The sequence below is a fragment of the Lacinutrix undariae genome (assembly GCF_052934785.1).
In genome coordinates this window covers 2,131,482-2,151,302 of sequence record NZ_CM128809.1, presented here as the reverse complement: position 1 = coordinate 2,151,302, position 19,821 = coordinate 2,131,482, and the positions used below count along the sequence as shown (strand labels likewise).

At 31.7% G+C, this 19,821-nt stretch carries 17 protein-coding genes; 13 read left to right on the top strand and 4 right to left on the bottom strand.

The annotated features are described in order from the left end of the window. Nucleotides 1-6 precede the first annotated feature (6 nt). From ACU4C5_RS09530 to ACU4C5_RS09470, 13 genes are all read left to right on the top strand, one after another. A complete protein-coding gene (locus ACU4C5_RS09530) occupies nucleotides 7-1,317 on the top strand; it encodes an amidohydrolase family protein (protein ID WP_446843978.1) in 1,311 nt (436 codons plus the stop codon). 67 nt (nucleotides 1,318-1,384) lie between these two features. Beyond that, nucleotides 1,385-2,185: a TrmH family RNA methyltransferase gene (locus tag ACU4C5_RS09525; protein ID WP_446843977.1), complete on the top strand. Its 801-nt coding sequence runs from the start codon at nucleotides 1,385-1,387 to the stop codon at nucleotides 2,183-2,185. 16 nt (nucleotides 2,186-2,201) lie between these two features. Continuing rightward, nucleotides 2,202-3,434 (top strand): M48 family metallopeptidase, encoded by a 1,233-nt coding sequence (locus tag ACU4C5_RS09520; protein ID WP_446846446.1) that lies wholly within the window; start codon nucleotides 2,202-2,204, stop codon nucleotides 3,432-3,434. Between the two features lie 85 nt (nucleotides 3,435-3,519). Next, nucleotides 3,520-5,730 carry a RelA/SpoT family protein gene (locus ACU4C5_RS09515; protein ID WP_446843976.1) on the top strand — a complete coding sequence of 737 codons (2,211 nt, stop codon included), beginning with the start codon at nucleotides 3,520-3,522 and terminating at the stop codon, nucleotides 5,728-5,730. 25 nt (nucleotides 5,731-5,755) lie between these two features. Beyond that, a complete protein-coding gene (locus ACU4C5_RS09510; RefSeq protein WP_446843975.1) occupies nucleotides 5,756-6,211 on the top strand; it encodes a Fur family transcriptional regulator in 456 nt (151 codons plus the stop codon). A gap of 14 nt (nucleotides 6,212-6,225) precedes the next feature. After that, the gene (locus ACU4C5_RS09505; RefSeq protein ID WP_446843974.1) at nucleotides 6,226-7,500 is read left to right on the top strand and encodes an adenylosuccinate synthase; all 1,275 of its coding nucleotides are present in this window, start codon (nucleotides 6,226-6,228) and stop codon (nucleotides 7,498-7,500) included. Between the two features lie 123 nt (nucleotides 7,501-7,623). Beyond that, entirely contained in the window at nucleotides 7,624-9,414 is a 1,791-nt protein-coding gene (locus ACU4C5_RS09500) for an OstA-like protein (protein ID WP_446843973.1), read from the top strand. Further along, a complete protein-coding gene (locus tag ACU4C5_RS09495; RefSeq protein WP_446843972.1) occupies nucleotides 9,414-10,595 on the top strand; it encodes an aspartate aminotransferase family protein in 1,182 nt (393 codons plus the stop codon). Before ACU4C5_RS09500 ends, ACU4C5_RS09495 begins: the two co-directional genes overlap by 1 nt. A 161-nt stretch (nucleotides 10,596-10,756) precedes the next feature. Continuing rightward, a complete protein-coding gene (locus tag ACU4C5_RS09490) occupies nucleotides 10,757-12,169 on the top strand; it encodes a tetratricopeptide repeat protein (RefSeq protein ID WP_446843971.1) in 1,413 nt (470 codons plus the stop codon). A gap of 37 nt (nucleotides 12,170-12,206) precedes the next feature. After that, nucleotides 12,207-13,220, top strand: a complete 1,014-nt coding sequence (locus tag ACU4C5_RS09485; RefSeq protein ID WP_446843970.1) for a DUF368 domain-containing protein — start codon at nucleotides 12,207-12,209, stop codon at nucleotides 13,218-13,220. Nucleotide 13,221: 1 nt separating this feature from the next. Continuing rightward, nucleotides 13,222-14,241: a DUF368 domain-containing protein gene (locus tag ACU4C5_RS09480; protein WP_446843969.1), complete on the top strand. Its 1,020-nt coding sequence runs from the start codon at nucleotides 13,222-13,224 to the stop codon at nucleotides 14,239-14,241. After that, nucleotides 14,210-14,971: a shikimate dehydrogenase family protein gene (locus ACU4C5_RS09475; protein ID WP_446843968.1), complete on the top strand. Its 762-nt coding sequence runs from the start codon at nucleotides 14,210-14,212 to the stop codon at nucleotides 14,969-14,971. The genes ACU4C5_RS09480 and ACU4C5_RS09475 overlap by 32 nt, the downstream gene beginning before the upstream one ends. A 92-nt stretch (nucleotides 14,972-15,063) precedes the next feature. Then, on the top strand, nucleotides 15,064-17,016 hold the full coding sequence (locus ACU4C5_RS09470; RefSeq protein WP_446843967.1) for a DUF349 domain-containing protein: 1,953 nt from the start codon (nucleotides 15,064-15,066) through the stop codon (nucleotides 17,014-17,016). Nucleotides 17,017-17,286: 270 nt separating this feature from the next. Here the strand turns inward: ACU4C5_RS09470 and mazG are convergent, their stop codons facing one another. The 4 genes from mazG to ruvX form a co-directional block, all read right to left on the bottom strand. Continuing rightward, nucleotides 17,287-18,060 carry a nucleoside triphosphate pyrophosphohydrolase gene (gene mazG / locus ACU4C5_RS09465; RefSeq protein WP_446843966.1) on the bottom strand — a complete coding sequence of 258 codons (774 nt, stop codon included), beginning with the start codon at nucleotides 18,058-18,060 and terminating at the stop codon, nucleotides 17,287-17,289. A gap of 96 nt (nucleotides 18,061-18,156) precedes the next feature. Next, on the bottom strand, nucleotides 18,157-18,585 hold the full coding sequence (locus ACU4C5_RS09460; protein WP_446843965.1) for a DUF5606 family protein: 429 nt from the start codon (nucleotides 18,583-18,585) through the stop codon (nucleotides 18,157-18,159). A 64-nt stretch (nucleotides 18,586-18,649) separates the two neighbouring features. After that, nucleotides 18,650-19,240 (bottom strand): peptide deformylase, encoded by a 591-nt coding sequence (gene def / locus ACU4C5_RS09455; protein WP_446843964.1) that lies wholly within the window; start codon nucleotides 19,238-19,240, stop codon nucleotides 18,650-18,652. Nucleotides 19,241-19,393: 153 nt separating this feature from the next. Next, nucleotides 19,394-19,804 carry a Holliday junction resolvase RuvX gene (gene ruvX / locus ACU4C5_RS09450; RefSeq protein ID WP_446843963.1) on the bottom strand — a complete coding sequence of 137 codons (411 nt, stop codon included), beginning with the start codon at nucleotides 19,802-19,804 and terminating at the stop codon, nucleotides 19,394-19,396. Nucleotides 19,805-19,821 lie beyond the last annotated feature (17 nt).

The window sequence follows — 19,821 nt, the reverse complement described above, 5'->3', positions numbered from 1 at the left end:
ATAACAATGACCTATTTTAAAAAATCATTTTTACGACTTATAGTATTGTGTGTTTCGGTAAGTTTCGCACAACAAACACCCGCTAACAAACAACAAAAAACCATTGCTATCACTGGCGCAACAGCACACATAGGAAATGGAACTGTTATAGAAAACAGTGTTATTATTTTTTCTGACGGAAAAATAAGCAACGTTACAACACGTAACAATAGTGAAATTAACACAAACGGTATGACCATTATTAATGCCGAAGGAAAACATATATATCCAGGTTTTATTATCCCAAACTCTACATTAGGTTTGGTTGAAATTGATGCCGTTAGAGCAAGTGACGACGAAGAAGAATTAGGATTAATGAATCCGCATATAAGAAGTTTAATTGCTTACAATGCCGAGTCTAAAGTGGTAGAATCTATGCGACCTAACGGTGTACTTATTGGGCAAGTGACTCCTCGTGGCGGACGTATTTCTGGAACATCATCAATTGTACAATTTGATGCTTGGAACTGGGAAGATGCAGCTATAAAAACAGATGATGGTTTACACATTAACTGGCCAAATAGTTTTGCTCGTGGGCGTTGGTGGCGCGGTGAAGATCCTGCATTAAAAGCAAATGATAAATACACCGAACAAGTAACAACTTTAAGCAACTATTTTAACGAAGCTAAAAGTTATAATAAAGGTGATAAAACCGTTACTAACTTACCGTATCAAGCTTTAAACGGTATTTTTAATGCCGAAAAAACACTTTACGTACATGTAAATGACGAAAAAAGCATCACAGACGCTATTCATTTTAAAAACCAACAACAGATAAAAAACATGGTTATTGTTGGTGGTTATGAAGCGAGTAATGTTGCGAGCTTATTAGTTGAAAATAATGTTGCCGTACTATTACAACGTGTACACTCCAAACCAAATAGTGATGATGATGATTACGATTTACCATATAAATTAGCAAAAACACTTACAGACAAAGGTGTACTTGTAGGATTAGAAAACAGTGGAGATATGGAACGTATGAACTCTAGAAACCTACCCTTTTTAGCCGGAACAACCGTAGCTCATGGGTTAACAAAAGCACAAGCTTTACAATTAATCACTTTAAATACAGCAAAAATATTAGGTATTGATGCCGCTTATGGCTCTCTAGAAGTTGGTAAAAGCGCTACTTTATTTATTAGTGATGGTGATGCTTTAGATATGAGAACCAACCTTATTTCTCGTGCATTTATTGACGGACGCGATTTAAGTTTAGAAACCCACCAAACGCAACTTTGGAAACGTTATTCTAAAAAACTAGAAACACAAGAGTAAAACCGCTTAAACATATTTATAAAAGTGTAAATTTGCAGCTATTCTTATAGATCCTGAATAAAACAACATGTATTATAAAGAAATTTCTAGCACGCAAAACCCATATATTAAACAACTTTTTTTACTAAAAGAAAAAGCGCGCGAACGTAAAAAAACGAGCTTATTTTTAATTGAAGGACAACGCGAAATTTCATTAGCCTTAAAAGGCGACTTTACTATTGATACTATTTTGTTTTATTCAGGATTAATTACTGAAGCGCAAATAAAAGCATTAGAGTTTACAGCAGCGCAATTTATAGAAATATCAAAAGAAGTATACCAAAAATTAGCACATCGCGATACTACTGAAGGTATTTTAGCCGTAGCTAAAAGTAAAACGCATCATATTAAAGACATCAGTTTTAACACCAAAACACCTTTAATTTTAATTGCTGAAGCTCCAGAAAAACCAGGAAATATTGGCGCATTATTACGTACTGCAGATGCTGCAAATGCCGATGCGGTGATTATTGCCAATCCAAAAAGCGATTTATACAATCCAAATATTATCCGCTCTAGCGTAGGTTGTGTATTTACCAACCAAATTGCTATGGGAACTACTGAAGAAATTATAGCCTTTTTAAAAGCCAATAACATTAATATGTATTGTGCCGCTTTACAAGCATCTGTTCCTTATCATACGCAAGATTTCACACAAGCAACAGCACTAATTGTAGGTACTGAAGCTACGGGATTAAGTGACGAATGGCGCGTAAATTCTACCCAAAACATTATCATTCCAATGCAAGGAGAAATAGATTCAATGAACGTTTCTGTTGCTGCCGGAATTTTAATTTTTGAAGCCAAACGCCAACGCAACTTCAACTAATTTATTACCACATATTATGACGGCCTCAATATTATTTTACATTATAATAGCTATTATATTGGTTAACTTTATTGTTGACGAAGTTTTAAATGCGCTAAATGCGAAACATTATAATGATGCACTTCCTGAGGAATTATCTGATGTTTATGATAAAGACGAATATTTAAAATCGCAAAAATATAAGGCTACAAATCATAAATTTGGTATTGTGCAATCGTCATTTTCACTCGCACTAACTTTAGCTTTTTTAATACTTGATGGTTTTAAAATTGTTGATGATTTTGCTAGACATTTTGGTGAACATTCAATTGTGATTGCTTTAATTTTCTTCGGAATTATTATGTTAGGTAGCGAAATTATTTCAACACCATTTGCTTACTACTCCACTTTTGTGATTGAGGAGAAATTTGGTTTTAATAAAACCACAAAAAAACTTTTCATTATAGATAAACTAAAAGGCTTACTAATGATGGCGATTGTTGGTGGTGGTATTTTAGCTTTAATTATCTGGGTGTATCAATTAACTGAGAATCAATTTTGGCTATATGCTTGGGGAATAATCACAGTATTTACAGTATTCATGAATCTGTTTTATTCTAAATTAATTGTCCCATTATTTAATAAACAAACGCCTTTAGAGGCGGGAAGTTTACGTGATAAAATTTCGGAATATGCCGCTTCTGTAGGTTTTAATCTTGACAAAATTTATAGTATTGATGGTTCAAAACGTAGCACAAAAGCCAATGCTTATTTTTCGGGATTTGGTAGCGAAAAACGCGTCACACTTTACGATACGTTAATTAATGATTTGGAAGACGAAGAAATTGTAGCTGTTTTAGCTCATGAAGTTGGTCATTATAAGAAAAAACATATTGTATTTAATTTAGTATCATCGGTTTTACTTACCGGAATAACCTTCTACATCTTATCTATTTTTATTTCAAATCCTTTATTATCAAATGCTTTGGGAGTTTCAATACCAAGTTTTCATATTGGCTTAATTGCTTTTGGAATGTTATATGCTCCAATTTCAGAAATTACAAGTTTAATTATGAATTGGCTATCACGAAAGTTTGAATATCAAGCCGATGATTATGCGAAAAACACGTACAAATCTGCCCCGTTAATTTCAGCATTAAAAAAATTATCAAAAAACAGTTTAAGCAATTTAACACCACATAAAGCTTATGTTTTTATGCATTACTCTCACCCTACTTTATTACAGCGCTTTAAAAACTTAAAAAAATAGCCTTCTTTTTAAAATTCTCACCTATTATTAAGTAAAACAGCAAAAAACTATTGCGCATTACGTTTCTTATTCATACTTTAGTTTTATGACAGAAGAAGCTATAGAAAAAGAAAACTCAGCCATAGCAAAGGCTTACAAGGAGCTACTTAAAGTGAGCTACCAAACATTAACCGATGAGGATAAAAAACTTATTCGTCATGCTTTTGATGTCGCGGTAGATGCACATAAAGAACAACGCCGTAAATCTGGTGAAGCCTATATTTTTCATCCCATTGCTGTTGCCAAAATTGTAGCTCAAGAAATTGGGTTAGATGCCACCTGTATTGCTGCAGCGTTATTGCATGATGTTGTTGAAGATAACGAAGATTACACTAAAGAAGATATTGAACGCTTGTTTGGAAAAACCGTTGCGCGTATTGTTGACGGACTTACAAAAATTTCATCATTGAGTAAAGAGACTGATGTATCTACTCAAGCTGAAAATTTTCGTAAAATGTTATTGACATTGAATGACGATGTGCGTGTGATTATTATAAAAATTGCCGACAGACTTCACAATATGCAAACTATGGACTCTATGCGTCCTGATAAGCAAGAAAAAATAGCTTCGGAAACCTTATACATTTACGCACCATTGGCGCACCGTATTGGTTTATACAATATAAAAACAGAACTTGAAGATTTAGGATTAAAATATACTGAGCCTGAAATTTATAATGAAATTCATTTTAAAATAAAGGAAAGTAAAGAAGAGCAAGATGCTTATATTAAATCGTTTTCAAAAGTTATTGAAGATTCTTTAGATAGAGAACATTTAAACTATGAGATTAAAGGACGCCCAAAATCTATTTATTCTATAAAACGAAAAATGGCAAAACAAGGCGTAACTTTTGAAGAAGTATACGATAAATTTGCTGTAAGAATTATATACAAATCTGATGTAGCTAATGAGAAATTTTTAGCTTGGAAAATATATTCTATTGTTACCGATCACTTTACTCCTAATCCTATAAGACTACGTGATTGGATTTCTTCGCCTAAATCTACCGGATACGAAGCATTACATATTACTGTAATGGGACCAAAAGGCCGCTGGGTAGAAGTTCAAATACGTAGTGAGCGTATGAATGAGATTGCAGAAAAAGGGTATGCGGCACACTATAAATATAAAGAAGGAAATACCGAAGATGCACTTGATACTTGGGTAAATAAACTACAAGAAGCCTTAGAAAGTAACGAAAATAATGCCGTAGATTTTGTTGAACAATTTAAACTCAACCTCTACTCAAAAGAAATTTACGTATTCTCACCTAAAGGAGATTTAAAATCTTTACCAAAAGGGGCCACACCATTAGATTTCGCTTTTAATGTACATACACAAGTTGGTATGAAAACTCGTGGTGCCAAAGTAAACGGAAAACTGGTACCGCTAAGTCACGAGTTAAAAAGTGGTGATCAGGTGGAGATATTAACTTCAGAACATATTAAACCCAATCCAAACTGGCTGGATTATGCAACAACAGCAAGAGCCAGAAGCAAAATTAAATCTTCATTAAAAGAAGCTACAAAATTAGTTGCAGCAGATGGGAAAGAACTTTTAAAGCGTAAGTTAAAACAACTTAAAATCACTTTAAATGAAAGTTCTATAAATGATTTAGTGACTTATTTTAAATTAAAAACAAGTCTAGATTTATTTTATAGAGTTGGTGTGGGAACCATTGATAATACGATGTTAAAAGAATTTGCAGCTTCTAGAAGTAACGCGTTAATGAGTTTTATAAAAAACAAAATTAGCCGAAAGCAAACCATTCCGAAAGAAGAGATTGATAGAGATGAAATTACTGAAAAATTTGATTCGTTAGTCTTTGGAAAAGAAGAGGAAAAGCTTGATTACAAGTTTGCAAATTGCTGTAACCCGATCCCTGGAGATCCTGTTTTTGGTTTTTTAACCATAAATGAAGGTCTAAAAGTTCATAAAAAGAATTGTCCAAATGCATTAAGTTTACAGTCTAATTATGCCTATCGTGTTATGCTTGCTAAATGGGTTGACTCCTCACAGCAAAAGTTTTCAGCACAAATAAAACTATCTGGTATTGATAATTTAGGCTTGGTAAATAATATTACCAAAGTTATTTCATCAAATATGCATGTAGATATGAAAAGCATAAGTTTTGAAAGTAATCATGGGATATTTTCAGGACAAATTAGCGTTATAGTCACCAATAGTTCAATGTTAAAAAAGCTTATGGATAACCTAAAAAAAATTAATGGGATAGATAAGGTTACTAGAGTGTAAAAATTGTGTAAATTTGCAACTTATTATGAGCGTGAAAACAGAACAAACAAATCAGGAAATTGTAAAGAACGTATTTACAGCGTTTCTAGAAGATAAAGGACACAGGAAAACTCCTGAACGTTATGCTATTCTTCAAGAAATATACGATAGTGTAGAACATTTTGATATAGAATCTCTATACATAAAAATGAAAAACAAAAACTATCGCGTAAGTCGCGCAACACTATATAATACTATAGAGATTCTTTTAGCTTGTGGATTAGTAAGAAAACATCAGTTTGGACAAAATCAGGCGCACTATGAAAAGTCTTATTTTGACAAACAACATGATCATGTTATTTTAACAGACACAGGTGAAGTTATAGAATTTTGTGATCCTAGGATTCAATCCATAAAGAAAACAATTGAAGAGGTTTTTGATATTACCATCAATAACCACTCACTCTATTTTTACGGTACAAAAAACAACAAAACAACATAACTAACACATTTATAATGGCAGTAGATTTACTACTTGGTTTACAATGGGGAGATGAAGGCAAAGGAAAAATTGTCGATGTATTAACCTCAAAATACAACATTATCGCACGTTTTCAAGGAGGTCCAAATGCAGGACATACACTTGTGTTTAACGGTAAAAAGCACGTGCTTCACACAATTCCATCAGGGATTTTCCATGAAGACACAGCTAACGTCGTAGGTAATGGAGTTGTAATAGACCCCGTAATTTTCAAAAAAGAATTAGACAAGCTAGAAGAACAAGGTGTTGACTACAGAAAGTCTTTACTTATTTCAAGAAAAGCTCACATCATTTTACCAACACATCGTTTATTAGATGCGGCAAGTGAAACGTCTAAAGGAAAAGCAAAAATTGGATCAACACTTAAAGGTATTGGACCAACTTACATGGATAAAACTGGACGTAACGGAATACGTGTTGGAGATATCGAATTAGCAGATTGGAAAGACAAATACAGAGCACTTGCAGATAAGCATGAAGCGATGATTTCGTTTTACAACGTAGATATTCAATATGACTTAAAAGACTTAGAAACTGAGTTTTTTGCAGCTATTGAAGTTTTAAAATCTTTACAATTTATTGATTCTGAAGAATATTTACACCAAGCACAAAAATCTGGTGAATCTATTTTAGCAGAAGGAGCTCAAGGATCATTATTAGATATTGATTTTGGAACCTACCCTTTTGTAACATCATCAAACACAACAGCAGCTGGAGCTTGTACAGGTTTAGGAATTGCACCAAACAAAATTGGTGAAGTTTTTGGAATCTTTAAAGCCTACACTACTCGTGTTGGATCTGGCCCATTCCCTACTGAGTTATTTGACAAAGATGGAGAAACTATGGCAACCGTAGGACATGAATTTGGAGCAACAACAGGACGTGCTCGTCGTTGTGGTTGGTTAGATTTAGTAGCATTACGTTACGCTTGTCAAGTAAACGGTGTTACACAATTAATAATGATGAAAGGAGATGTACTTTCTGGGTTTAAAAACCTAAAAGTATGTACATCTTACGAATATAAAGGAGACGTTATTAACCACCTTCCTTATAATATTGAACCAGAAAACATCAAACCTATATACACAGATTTTAAAGGATGGAATGAAGATTTAACCGAAATGTCGGAAGTATCTCAATTCCCTGAAGCTTTAAATTCATATATAGAATTTTTAGAAAAAGAATTAGAATTACCTATTACTATAGTTTCTGTTGGACCAGACAGAAAGCAAACTATTATTAGAAAGTAATAACAATATACTTCATAAAAAGACCTGCTATAAACACTTAGCAGGTCTTTTGTGTTAAAAATAATGTTAACACACAACATATCTTTTATATAATAGTTATTTTTGAAATAAATAATAAGCACTTTGAAACAGTTTAAATACTTATTAGCACTCCTTTTTTTAGGGTTTACTACAGCACTTACATTTGCACAAACAGGAAAGCGAATCCAGATTGAATATACTGGTTTTATATATCAAGATAGCCTTACAGGAAAGGATGTTGCAACCTTTGTAAGAGATGATCAACAACAAATTCATATCATTCACGAAGGTGTAAACATGTGGTGTGATAAAGCCGTATATTATAAAAAGGAGAATTTTATTGAAGCCTTTAGTAATGTAAAAATGAAACAAGGTGACACCATAAATATGACTGCAAAATATGTAGAATATAGTGGAAAAACGCAATTAGCATATGCTAGAGGTGACGTTATTTTAACCGAACCACAATCTACACTTACCACAGATACATTATTTTTTGACCGTACAAAGCAAGAAGCTTTTTATAAAAGTAAAGGAAAAGTTGTTAGAGATTCTTCAGGAACAATTACAAGCCAAAGAGGTCATTATTATATGACTGATAAAAAATACCGTTTTGTACAAGACGTTCTACTTGTAAACCCAGAATACACACTTACCACAAATCAATTAGATTTTTACAGTGAAGATGGTGGCGCATTTATGTATGGACCTTCAACAATTAAAGGAGAAGCAAGTACTATTTATTGTGAACGTGGTTATTATAACACCAATAATGATACTGGATATTTTATTAAAAATTCGACCATAAATTACGAAAACCGAGTTATTGAAGGTGATAGTTTATACTTTAATAGAAACACCAGTTTTGCATCAGCTACCAATAATATTAAAGTGACAGATACCATAAATAATAGTATTATAACTGGGCATTATGCTGAAGTTTTCAGGGCAAAAGACTCGGTATATATCACAAAACGAGCTTTAGCAATTACTGTACAAGAAAATGATTCCATCTATTTACATGCCGATAAAATAATGGTTACAGGAAAACCTGAACACCGTATTACAAGAGCTTTTTATAATGCTAAAATTTTTAAAAGTGATATTAGTGGAAAAGCAGATTCTATTCATGCTGACCACAAAGAAGGATTAACACAACTTATCAATATAAAACGCTTTGATTCAAAAGATGTTTTTGCTGTAAAACGCCGACCTATTTTATGGAACATGGGCAATCAAATGACAGGAGATTCTATACATTTAATTTCTAATGTTGTTACTGAAGAGTTAGACTCATTAAAAGTATTTGAAAACGCCTTTTTAATTAATAAAGACACCACAGGAGTTGTTACAGAAGGTTATAACCAAATAAAAGGACAACGCCTTATTGGATTATTTAAAGAGAATGCACTTTATAAAGTAGACATTATCAAGAATGCTGAAAAAATATACTACTCCGTAAATGATAAAGGTGAATTGGTAGGAATAGATAAATCTAAATCAGGATTAATATCAATCAAGATTGTCGATAATGCCATAGATGAAATTAGGTTAATCAATCAAATTGATGGGAATTTATATCCTGAATCTAAATTTCCGAAGAAAACCAGAAAATTACGAGGTTTTGACTGGAGAGAAGATGAGCGACCAACAAATGTTGAAGACTTATTTAAAGACGACGAACCTTTGGTACTTCCTATAATAAAAGGATTAGAACCTTATGTACCGCAAGAAGATTTCTTTGATGAAGATCTTTTAAAACGTATTGAAGATGCTCACGATAAAACGAGTACTACCGAGAATAAAGCAGATAGACATACGCCAAAACCTGAAAAAATAAAAAAAACAGGTTATAAAAAATTATCCTCACAAAAAACATCTGATGACAACTAATGACTAACGATTTTTACAAACACCAAGCCCAAACTACATCTCACCCACTCGCAATGACAGTTTCTCATGCTGATGGATCTTATATTTACGACGACAAAAATAAAGCCTATTTAGATTTTGTTGCAGGAGTATCGGCTTGTAGTTTAGGACATAAACACCCTAAAGTTGTCGCAGCAATTAAAGCACAATTAGACAGTTATTTGCATGTTATGGTTTATGGAGAATACATTCAAAAACCTGTAGTAGATTTGGTAAAACTATTAGCTAAACATTTACCAGAAACGTTAGAGACCACATACCTTACCAACTCCGGAACAGAAGCTATTGAAGGCTCTATAAAATTAGCCCGTCGTTACACAGGACGTTCGGAAATTATTTCGGCAAAACATGCTTATCACGGAAACACAATGGGCGCGATGAGTGTTATGGGGTTTGAAGAACGCAAACAAGCCTTCAGACCTTTAATTCCAAATATTAAATTTATTGAATTTAATAATGAAGAAGATCTACAATATATTACAGAAAATACTGCCGCTATTATTTTAGAAACCATACAAGGTGGCGCAGGTTTTATTGAACCAAAAAACAATTACCTGACTAAAGTAAAAGCAAGATGTGAAGCTATTGGAGCACTTTTAATTTTAGATGAAATTCAACCAGGAATCGGACGCACCGGAAAGCTTTTTGGATTTGAACATTATAATTGCGTACCAGATATTTTAGTTACCGGGAAAGGTCTTGGTGGCGGAATGCCAATTGGCGCTTTTACAAGTTCTCACAAAATGATGGCCACTTTACAAGATAATCCATCTTTAGGACACATCACAACATTTGGAGGTCACCCCGTAATTGCAGCAGCAGCATTAGCAACAGTTACCGAAATTACCGAAAGTAATTTAATGGCTCAAACTCTAGAAAAAGAGCAATTAATTAGAAAGCATTTAGTACATCCATTAATTACCGAAATTAGAGGACGCGGTTTAATGTTGGCAGCATTAACACCATCGGCAGATATTACAACACAAGTTATTTTGGGCTGTCAGGACGAAGGATTAATTTCATTTTGGTTACTTTTTGAACCTAAAGCTATACGAATTACGCCTCCACTAACAATTTCAAACGAAGAAATCATTAAAGGCTGTAAGATAATTATTACTGTTTTAGATAAAATTGAACAATAAACACCACTAAAAAAACCTTTCAACCCTTTTAAATGTAGTGTTTTACACAAAAACAGCGATTTTCAACTAGCTGTTGATTACTTTGTTAAAAACATTAATTGCAAAAGGGCTGTATTAAAAAATAGAACCGTAAATTTATTCTACAATAATTAATGCTGTGTATGGAGTTTAGTCAAGGAGCAGACAATACTAATTTATCGCTTAACAAATTTGAATCGATGTTAAAAACAAATAATATTTTGTTTTTTGACTCAGACGAATTTGAGAATATTATACATCACTATCTTGAGATTGCAAAAATTGCATTAGCAAAAAAAGCAATTAAGTTAGGCTTAGAACAGCACCCAGCATCCACCAATTTAAAATTGTTTCAAATTGAAATTTATATTTTAGAAAACAAGCTGGAACATGCCGAAAACTTACTTAATGAACTTTATGAATTAGAACCTTCAAATGAAGAAATTTATATTCAAAAAGCTAATGTACTCTCTAAACAAGATGAACATGAAAGAGCAATTGGCACATTAAAAATTGCCTTACGCCTTAGTAATGATCCCGACGGAGATGCAGATTTATACGCACTTATTGGAATGGAATATCTGTTTCTAGAACAGTTTAAACCTGCAAAAGACAACTTTATAAAATGCTTAGAAATAGACGTTAATGATTACTCAGCACTTTATAATGCAATATATTGCTTTGAAGTTTTAGAAGAACACATTGAAGCTGTAACTTTTTTAAACAAGTATCTAGACACCAACCCTTATTGCGAGGTAGCATGGCATCAATTAGGTAAACAATATGCTTCAATAGAAGAATATGAAAAATCTTTAGCAGCTTTTGAATTTGCAATAATTTCTGACGATACATTTGTTGGTGCTTATTTAGAAAAAGGAAAGATTTTAGAACGTTTAAAAAACTATAATGAAGCCATAGAAAATTACGAAATCACTTTAGCGCTTGATGATCCTACATCTTTTGCCCTACTTCGTATTGGATATTGCTATGACAAACTTGGTAATGAAGAAATGGCGGTTAATTATTTTTATAAAACCGTACACGAAGACCCTTTATTAGATAAAGGTTGGATTGCTATCACTAAATTTTTTAACAGAAAAAGAGATTTCAAAAAAGCTTTACACTACATTAATAAAGCTATAAGTATTGATGTTGAAAATGTAAAATATTGGAAACTTTATGCCGAAATAAACCTTCAATTAAATTTTCTTGAAGATGCCGAAATAGGATACGGGAAAACCCTAGAATTAGGGAATTACGAACTAAACACTTGGCTTGCTCGAATAGATATTTTAATTAAGTTAGATAAATTTGACGGTGCCATACACAATCTTATTTTAGCAGCAGAGTTTCACCCAGAAACTGCCGAAATAGAATTTAGATTAGCAGGTTTATATTTTACCACTTTTGAGAATGAAAATGCACATTATCATTTAAAAAATGGTTTATTATTAGATGCTGATTTCAACTATATTATTGAAGAATTATTTCCAAAAGTATACCTTAGAACCTCTGTACAAGAGATAATTTTAAAATCGAAAAAAACGTCCAACTAATTTCCATATCTTTGAGTTTCTTATTTAAATATAACAAATGCAAAGACGTTTTTTAGACTATATAATTATCGCCCTTAAAGGAGCAGCAATGGGAGCCGCAGATGCTGTTCCAGGTGTTTCTGGAGGAACAATTGCTTTTATTTCTGGTATCTATCAAGAACTTATAAATACAATTAGTAATGTTAATTTATCACTAATTTCAACTTTAAAAAACGAAGGATTAAAAGCCTTTTGGATACAAGTTAACGGTAACTTTTTAGTAGCACTTCTTACCGGAATAGTTATCAGTTTTGCTTCTTTTATGCGTGTTGCTAAATACCTTATCGAAAATCATCCCGTATTAATTTGGTCGTTCTTTTTTGGATTAGTAATTGCTAGTATTCTTTTTATTGGAAAACAAATTCAAAAATGGTCGGTAGTTACGGTTATTGCTATAATTTTAGGTGCATCAGCAGCCTATTACATCACTACCCTACCCTCTTTATCACAAAATGATAATCCGTTATTTCTCTTTTTTGCAGGAGCAATTGCTATTTGCGCTATGATTTTACCCGGAATTTCAGGATCATTCATTCTATTAATTTTAGGAGCATATAAAGCTTTAAGTAATGCTATACATGATTGGGATTTTAAAAAAGTAGGTATTTTTGCCCTAGGAGCTTTGGTTGGTTTATTAAGTTTTAGCCGTGTTTTAAAGTGGCTATTTAAAAATTACAACAACACTACACTAGCCGTATTAACAGGTTTTATTTTTGGATCATTAAACAAAATTTGGCCTTGGAAACTTACAGAAGAAGTGATGGATAAAGCGAGCGGAAACATTTTACCATTTTCAGAAATTAGTGATACTACAGCAACACTAAACATTTATCAACAACAAATGAATGATTTTGAATCTTTAAAAATAGTTTCAGAAATTAGCATTAGCCCTAATCACTATCAACTTGTAAATAACAATTTAGATCCACAAACATTTGCTGCCATAGGCTTAATGTTAGTCGGTTTTTTTACCATATTTATTTTAGAAAAACTAGGTTCAAAACAACAATAATATGCAAAATACCAGAACACTAAGAGATCGTATTTTTTTAGTTATAAAAGGTCTAGGAATGGGAGCTGCTAATAAAGTTCCTGGAGTTTCTGGAGGTGTGGTGGCATTTGTTGCTGGTTTTTATGAAGAGTTTATCTACTCGCTACAAAAGTTTAATGGAAAAGCTTTAAAACTACTTTTTAACGGTAGATTTAAAAGTTTTTTCAGTTATGTAAATGGACGATTTTTATCACTATTATTTTTAGGAATGCTTATTAGTTATTTTAGCGTTTCAAAAATATTAGACTACTTTTTAATACATCACGAATTATATATTTGGAGCTTATTCTTCGGTATGATTATAGGTTCTATTTATTATATAAATAAAGATTTTAAAGACTGGAATTACAAAACAATTTTAGCGCTTATTATTGGAATATCTTTAGGTATTAGTGTAAGCTTTTTAGATCCAGCAATGGAAAACGACAACTTATTCTTTGTTTTTTTCTGCGGAATTATTAGCGTTTCAGGAATGACTCTTCCTGGGTTTTCGGGATCTTTTATATTAATTTTACTAGGAAATTACGTTTTACTATTGGTAGACTCTGTAAATGCTTTGTATGACACACTCTCTGATCTTTTTATAGGAAATTTAGATTTTATAAATGATCCCTTTCGTATGAAAATGCTAAAAATATTGGGTGTATTTACATTAGGCTCTTTTGTAGGATTAGTTACATTTTCACATGTATTAAGTTATATCTTAAAACATTATAAAAGTGTTACAACATCTACAATTATAGGATTTATTATAGGTTCTTTAGGTGTGGTGTGGCCTTGGAAAAAAACGTTTTACAACACCCTTTCAGATGGTAGTTTTATGCTCGATTCGACAGGAAAAAAAATAATAAAAAATTACGAACGATTTATCCCGCAATTAAACCAAGAAACCTACCTAGCTATTAGTTGCATTATTATTGGGATTTTAATTGTTTTGACTTTAGAATGGTATGAAAAAAAAACAAAACAATCACATACATAAACTTGGATTAGTAGGAAAGGATATTTCTTACTCGTTTTCGGTTAGTTATTTTACAAAAAAATTCGAGAAAGAAAACCTTCCGTTTACCTATCAGAACTTTGATCTTGAAAAGATTTCAGAATTAAAAGAAATCTTACAAAACGATAAAAGTATTCAAGGGCTTAATGTTACTATTCCGTATAAGGAACAAGTTATTCCTTTATTAGATAGTTTAAACCGAAAAGCAAAAAAAATTGGAGCTGTAAATACTATTACAGTATCTCCTAAAGGAAAACTAAAAGGGTATAATACCGATTATTATGGTTTTAAAAAATCAATACAACCGTTTTTAAAACCACACCATAAAAAAGCACTCATTTTAGGAACTGGTGGCGCATCAAAGGCTATAACTTTTGCCTTAAAAAAACTAGGTATTCGTTATGATTATGTGTCTAGAAGTCAAAAAGAAGGTGTGACGTTTTTATATTCGGATTTAACCGAAAAAATAATAGCAGATTACACCATAATTATTAACTGTACACCAATTGGCACCTATCCTAACGTAAATGAATGTCCAGATATTCCATACGACGGTATTACAGATAAACATATTTTATACGATCTTATTTATAATCCCGAACGCACAAAATTCTTATTATGCGGAGAATTAAAAGGCGCTACAGTATGTAATGGCATGAAAATGCTAGAGCTCCAAGCAAAAAAAGCTTGGAAAATATGGAGTTTAACATAAAAAAGCCTTAAAAGAACTACATCTCTTTTGTAGTTCAGCTACATGTTAGTATATTAGCTATCTAAGTAATTTTGAACAAATACATTGTAACAATGTCAGACACAGATAACCTGCTTAATGCAGATGGACAAGAAGGAGTAAATACTCCAACACCACAACACAAAAACGCAGAAACAGAAGTTTCTAGCACCGAAACGGCAGAAATAGCAACAGCTATTCACGAAATTTCAGAAGATACTGAGAAAAAAGTAGATGCGCACGTTGAGGAAATTGACCAATCTAATGCCGAGGATGCCGAAGATGAAAGTAATGTTGATAGGCATACTTTAGAAGAAAAAGATTATCATGCCATGTCAATGGAATTATTGACAAAAGAGTTTGCTACACTTGTTGAAAACAAAAAAGTACAGACTATAAAATCGCATGTAGACGAAATTAAAAATGAGTTTAATGCTAAGTTTAACGAACTTCTAGAAGAAAAGAAGGAAGAATTCTTACAAGAAGGTGGAAATGAAATAGATTTTCATTTCTCTTCGCCTGTAAAAAAAGACTTCAATACCGTTTATAAAACTTACAAAACAGCATTAAACGCATATTATAAAACTCTTGAAACAAACCTGAAATCTAATTTAGATAACAGATTACGTATCATTGAAGATATAAAAGGACTTATTGGTGTTGAAGAAAACATTAATACAACCTACAAACACTTTAAAGATTTACAAGAAGAATGGCGTACAGCTGGTCCAATTCCAAGAGATAAATACAATACCGCTTGGAATACTTATCACCACCATGTTGAGCGTTTTTATGACTTTTTACACCTAAATCGCGACTTACGTGATATGGATTTTAAGCATAATCTTGATAAAAAATTAAAAATTATAGTGCGTGCCGAAGAGTTAGCTGCAGACGATAATATAAACAGATCGTTTAGAGAACTACAGGTATTACATAAAATGTGGAAAGAAGATTTAGGACCAGTTGCAAAAGAACACCGAGATCTTATTTGGAATCGTTTTAGTAATGCAACCAAAACTATACACGATAAAAGACAAGCTTATTACGCTGATTTAGACAAAGCACATGAAGTAAATTTAGAACGTAAAGAAGAAATTACGGCTAAAATTGCTGCAATCGCTGAAGATAAAGGTAGCTCTCACCAAGCATGGCAAAAGAAAATTAAAACTATTGAAGCTTTAAGAAAAGACTTTTTTAATGCAGGAAAAGTACCTGTAAAAGTTAATGAAGCAACTTGGGATAAATTTAAATCTGCCGTAAGAGCTTTCAATAAAAACAAAAACTCATTTTATAAAAATTTAAAGAAGGATCAATATGATAACCTTCAGAAGAAATTAGATTTAATAAAATTAGCTGATGATAATAAAGATAGTGACGACTTTGATAAAGTAACTCCTTTGATGAAAAAAATTCAAAGTGAGTGGAAAAAAGTAGGTCACGTACCAAGAAAAGATAGCGATAAAGTTTGGAACACGTTTAAGGCATCTTGTAATCATTATTTTGATAGATTACATGCTCAACGCAATGCTGCAAGCCAAGAACAAGTTAATGCTTTTGAAAATAAAGTAAAACACTTAGAGGCTTTAAAAGAGTTAACCTTATCAGGAAATCCTAATGAGGATGTTACAACTTTAAAATCTCAAATTACAATTTGGAAAACACTTGGAAACGTACCTAATGATAAACGTTATATTGAAGGAAAGTTCAACAAAGCATTAGATGAAGCATTTGCCAAACTTAATATGGATAAGGCAGAAATTGAAATGATTAAGTTTGAAAACAAACTTGAAATTTTAGCACAACCTAATGATACGCGCTTATTAGATAACGAACAAAATTTTATTAGAAAGAAAATTGATGAAGTAAAAGCTGAAATTAACCAGTTAGAAAACAACTTACAATTTTTCTCTAATGTTGATAAAAGCAACCCGTTAGTAAAAGAAGTATTTAAAAATATTGACAATCATAAAAGTAATCTTACCCTTTGGAAAGATAAACTTAAAAAAGTTAGAAGCATGTATTAATTATACAGCTACTTAATTATAAAAACCATAACCTTAGAGAAACTTATTGTTATGGTTTTTTTATGCTTTAAAACTTCTATAAATACTATTAAAAATCAAACCCTATCTATATAAATACAGATAGGGTTTTGACCTCCAACTAAACTAAATTTATCTTAATAATATTGTTTAAAATATATTAAGACTCCTACTTTTGATAGCAACTACCTTAAGGTTGCAATCTTAAATAAATACGTTGCTAATTGGTTTTTGGATGTTTTAATATTAAAATTATTCTTTTTTAGCTTCTTCCCAGTACACATCCATTTCCTTTAAAGTCATATCTTCTAAAGTTTTATTAAGTGATTTGGCTTTAGTTTCTAGATATTTAAAACGTTTAATGAATTTTTTATTGGTACGTTCTAAAGCATTTTCGGGGCTAATTTTTAAGAATCGAGCGTAGTTAATTAATGAGAAAAAAACATCTCCAAGTTCATCTTCCATAAGGTCTTTATTACCTTTTTCAACTTCAACTTGTAATTCTTTAATCTCCTCTTCTACTTTGTCCCAAACTTGTTGTGGTTCTTCCCAATCAAAACCAACACCAGCAACTTTTTCTTGTATACGGCTAGCTTTTACCATAGCTGGTAAACTTTTTGGTACACCTTCTAGAACGCTAGTTTTTCCTTCTTTAAGTTTTAGTTGTTCCCAATTACGTTTAACTTCTTCTTCGTCTTTAACAACAACGTCTGCGTAAATATGTGGGTGTCTACTTATTAATTTTTCGCAAATGCTATTACAAACATCTGCAATATCAAAGGTGTTAGTTTCACTTCCTATTTTAGAATAAAACACGATATGTAATAAGACATCTCCAAGTTCTTTTTTAACTTCGTCTAAATCGTTATCTAAAATGGCGTCACCTAATTCGTAAACTTCTTCTATGGTAAGATGCCTAAGGGTTTCCATAGTTTGTTTTTTATCCCACGGACATTGCTCGCGCAACTCGTCCATAATGATTAACAAACGCTCAAAGGCTTTTAATTGTTGTGTTTTATCTGTCATGGTAAATAGTTTTTACTCAACATCAAAAATACAATTATAGTGGAAGTTATATAAGTTTTTATTGCCTTTATACTTCCACTATAAATAAAGATATTTTTACTCTTCTTCTTGAGAAACAGCAACTTCAGCAGGAGCTTCTTCAACATCTAAAAGATTGTGTTTGTGTAATAAATTGTACCATTGAATGATTTTTTTAATATCACTAGGATATACTTTATCTTCATCATAATCTGGTAAAACAGAAAAGAAATACTCTTCTAAAGCATCTTTTGACGCTTTGTGACTTATAGAAGTTACGGCACCGTTTTCTTTTACTTTAATTTTACTGAATACCTCACGTAAAGGTAACTCTTCAGTAAGTGTATATACTGCAATTTCGCTAAGTAAGCTGATATTGCTATGGATATTTACTGATATTTTCTTTTTATCTATTAAAGATTCGGCTACTAAACCGCCTCTTGTTTGTGTAACAACTTGGTATAATCCTGGTTTTCCAGAAATAGATAGAATTTTTTCTAAACTCATAATATGTATGCTTTTATAATGCGTAATCGCAAATATAATTTTTTGAATGTATTATTTTAAAAAATTAACGTTTCTTTTTCATTGCAGGGAAACGCATCTTGTAATCGATATTAATTTTCCCTTTTGAAATGTTACCTAATTTCCCTTTAATTAATCGTTTTTTTAATGATGATAATTTATCTGTAAATAAAACACCATCAATGTGATCATACTCATGCTGAATAACACGTGCAATTAAACCGCTAAATTCTTCAACATGTGTTTCAAAGTTTTCATCTAAATATTCAATTTTAATATTTGGTTGTCTAAACACATCTTCTCGTACGTCCGGAATACTTAAACATCCTTCATTAAATCCCCACTCTTCACCTTCTTCTTCTAAAATTTGAGCATTAATAAACGTACGTTTAAAATCTTTTAGTTCGTTTTGTTCTTCCTCAGATAAAGAATCATCATCGGCAAATGGAGATGTATCAACAAGAAATAAACGTATAGCAAGACCTATTTGAGGAGCTGCTAAACCTACACCATATGCACCGTACATAGTTTCGTACATGTTATCAATAAGTGCGTTTAAATTTGGATAATCTTTAGTTATATCTGCACATTCTTTTCTTAAAACGGCATCGCCATAGGCAACAATTGGTAATATCATATTTTTTTATTTTCGGATGTAAAAATACAACTCTTATTGCGTTTTTTTGAGAAATTTAAGCATAAAAACGTCCTACATATATATAGTTAAATTGTTTTTAGGTTAAAAAAATCAATCTTTTAACTTAAAACAGCAAAAAAAAATGTAATCCTTTTATTTTGAAGACATATAACTTTGTAAAATTATTGTAGCACTAATTTCATCAATCATCGCTTTATTTTTACGTTGTTTTTTTGACAATCCACTATCAATCATAGTTTGAAAAGCCATTTTAGAAGTAAATCGTTCATCAACACGAACTACAGGAATTTCAGGAATTGCTTTTTTTAATTTTTCTAAAAACGGAATAATAGCAACTTCACTTTCTGAAGCCTCATTATTAAGTTGCTTAGGTTCTCCAACCACAAACAACTCAACATTTTCTTCAGTAATGTAAGTCTTTAAAAATGGGATTAATTGTTTGGTATCAACGGTTGTTAACCCAGATGCAATAATTTGCATCTCATCTGTAATTGCTATTCCCGTTCTTTTTGTACCAAAATCTATTGCTAAAACTCTTCCCATAACTGCAAATATAAGAC

What these genes read in the sequence shown, in the direction of transcription:
- ACU4C5_RS09530 (WP_446843978.1), top strand. Translation starts at nt 7, where the DNA reads ATGACCTATTTTAAAAAATCATTTTTACGACTTATAGTATTGTGTGTT.
- ACU4C5_RS09525 (WP_446843977.1), top strand. Translation starts at nt 1,385, where the DNA reads ATGTATTATAAAGAAATTTCTAGCACGCAAAACCCATATATTAAACAA.
- ACU4C5_RS09520 (WP_446846446.1), top strand. Translation starts at nt 2,202, where the DNA reads ATGACGGCCTCAATATTATTTTACATTATAATAGCTATTATATTGGTT.
- ACU4C5_RS09515 (WP_446843976.1), top strand. Translation starts at nt 3,520, where the DNA reads ATGACAGAAGAAGCTATAGAAAAAGAAAACTCAGCCATAGCAAAGGCT.
- ACU4C5_RS09510 (WP_446843975.1), top strand. Translation starts at nt 5,756, where the DNA reads ATGAGCGTGAAAACAGAACAAACAAATCAGGAAATTGTAAAGAACGTA.
- ACU4C5_RS09505 (WP_446843974.1), top strand. Translation starts at nt 6,226, where the DNA reads ATGGCAGTAGATTTACTACTTGGTTTACAATGGGGAGATGAAGGCAAA.
- ACU4C5_RS09495 (WP_446843972.1), top strand. Translation starts at nt 9,414, where the DNA reads ATGACTAACGATTTTTACAAACACCAAGCCCAAACTACATCTCACCCA.
- ACU4C5_RS09490 (WP_446843971.1), top strand. Translation starts at nt 10,757, where the DNA reads ATGGAGTTTAGTCAAGGAGCAGACAATACTAATTTATCGCTTAACAAA.
- ACU4C5_RS09485 (WP_446843970.1), top strand. Translation starts at nt 12,207, where the DNA reads ATGCAAAGACGTTTTTTAGACTATATAATTATCGCCCTTAAAGGAGCA.
- ACU4C5_RS09480 (WP_446843969.1), top strand. Translation starts at nt 13,222, where the DNA reads ATGCAAAATACCAGAACACTAAGAGATCGTATTTTTTTAGTTATAAAA.
- ACU4C5_RS09475 (WP_446843968.1), top strand. Translation starts at nt 14,210, where the DNA reads ATGAAAAAAAAACAAAACAATCACATACATAAACTTGGATTAGTAGGA.
- ACU4C5_RS09470 (WP_446843967.1), top strand. Translation starts at nt 15,064, where the DNA reads ATGTCAGACACAGATAACCTGCTTAATGCAGATGGACAAGAAGGAGTA.
- mazG (WP_446843966.1), bottom strand. Translation starts at nt 18,060, where the DNA reads ATGACAGATAAAACACAACAATTAAAAGCCTTTGAGCGTTTGTTAATC.
- ACU4C5_RS09460 (WP_446843965.1), bottom strand. Translation starts at nt 18,585, where the DNA reads ATGAGTTTAGAAAAAATTCTATCTATTTCTGGAAAACCAGGATTATAC.
- def (WP_446843964.1), bottom strand. Translation starts at nt 19,240, where the DNA reads ATGATATTACCAATTGTTGCCTATGGCGATGCCGTTTTAAGAAAAGAA.
- ruvX (WP_446843963.1), bottom strand. Translation starts at nt 19,804, where the DNA reads ATGGGAAGAGTTTTAGCAATAGATTTTGGTACAAAAAGAACGGGAATA.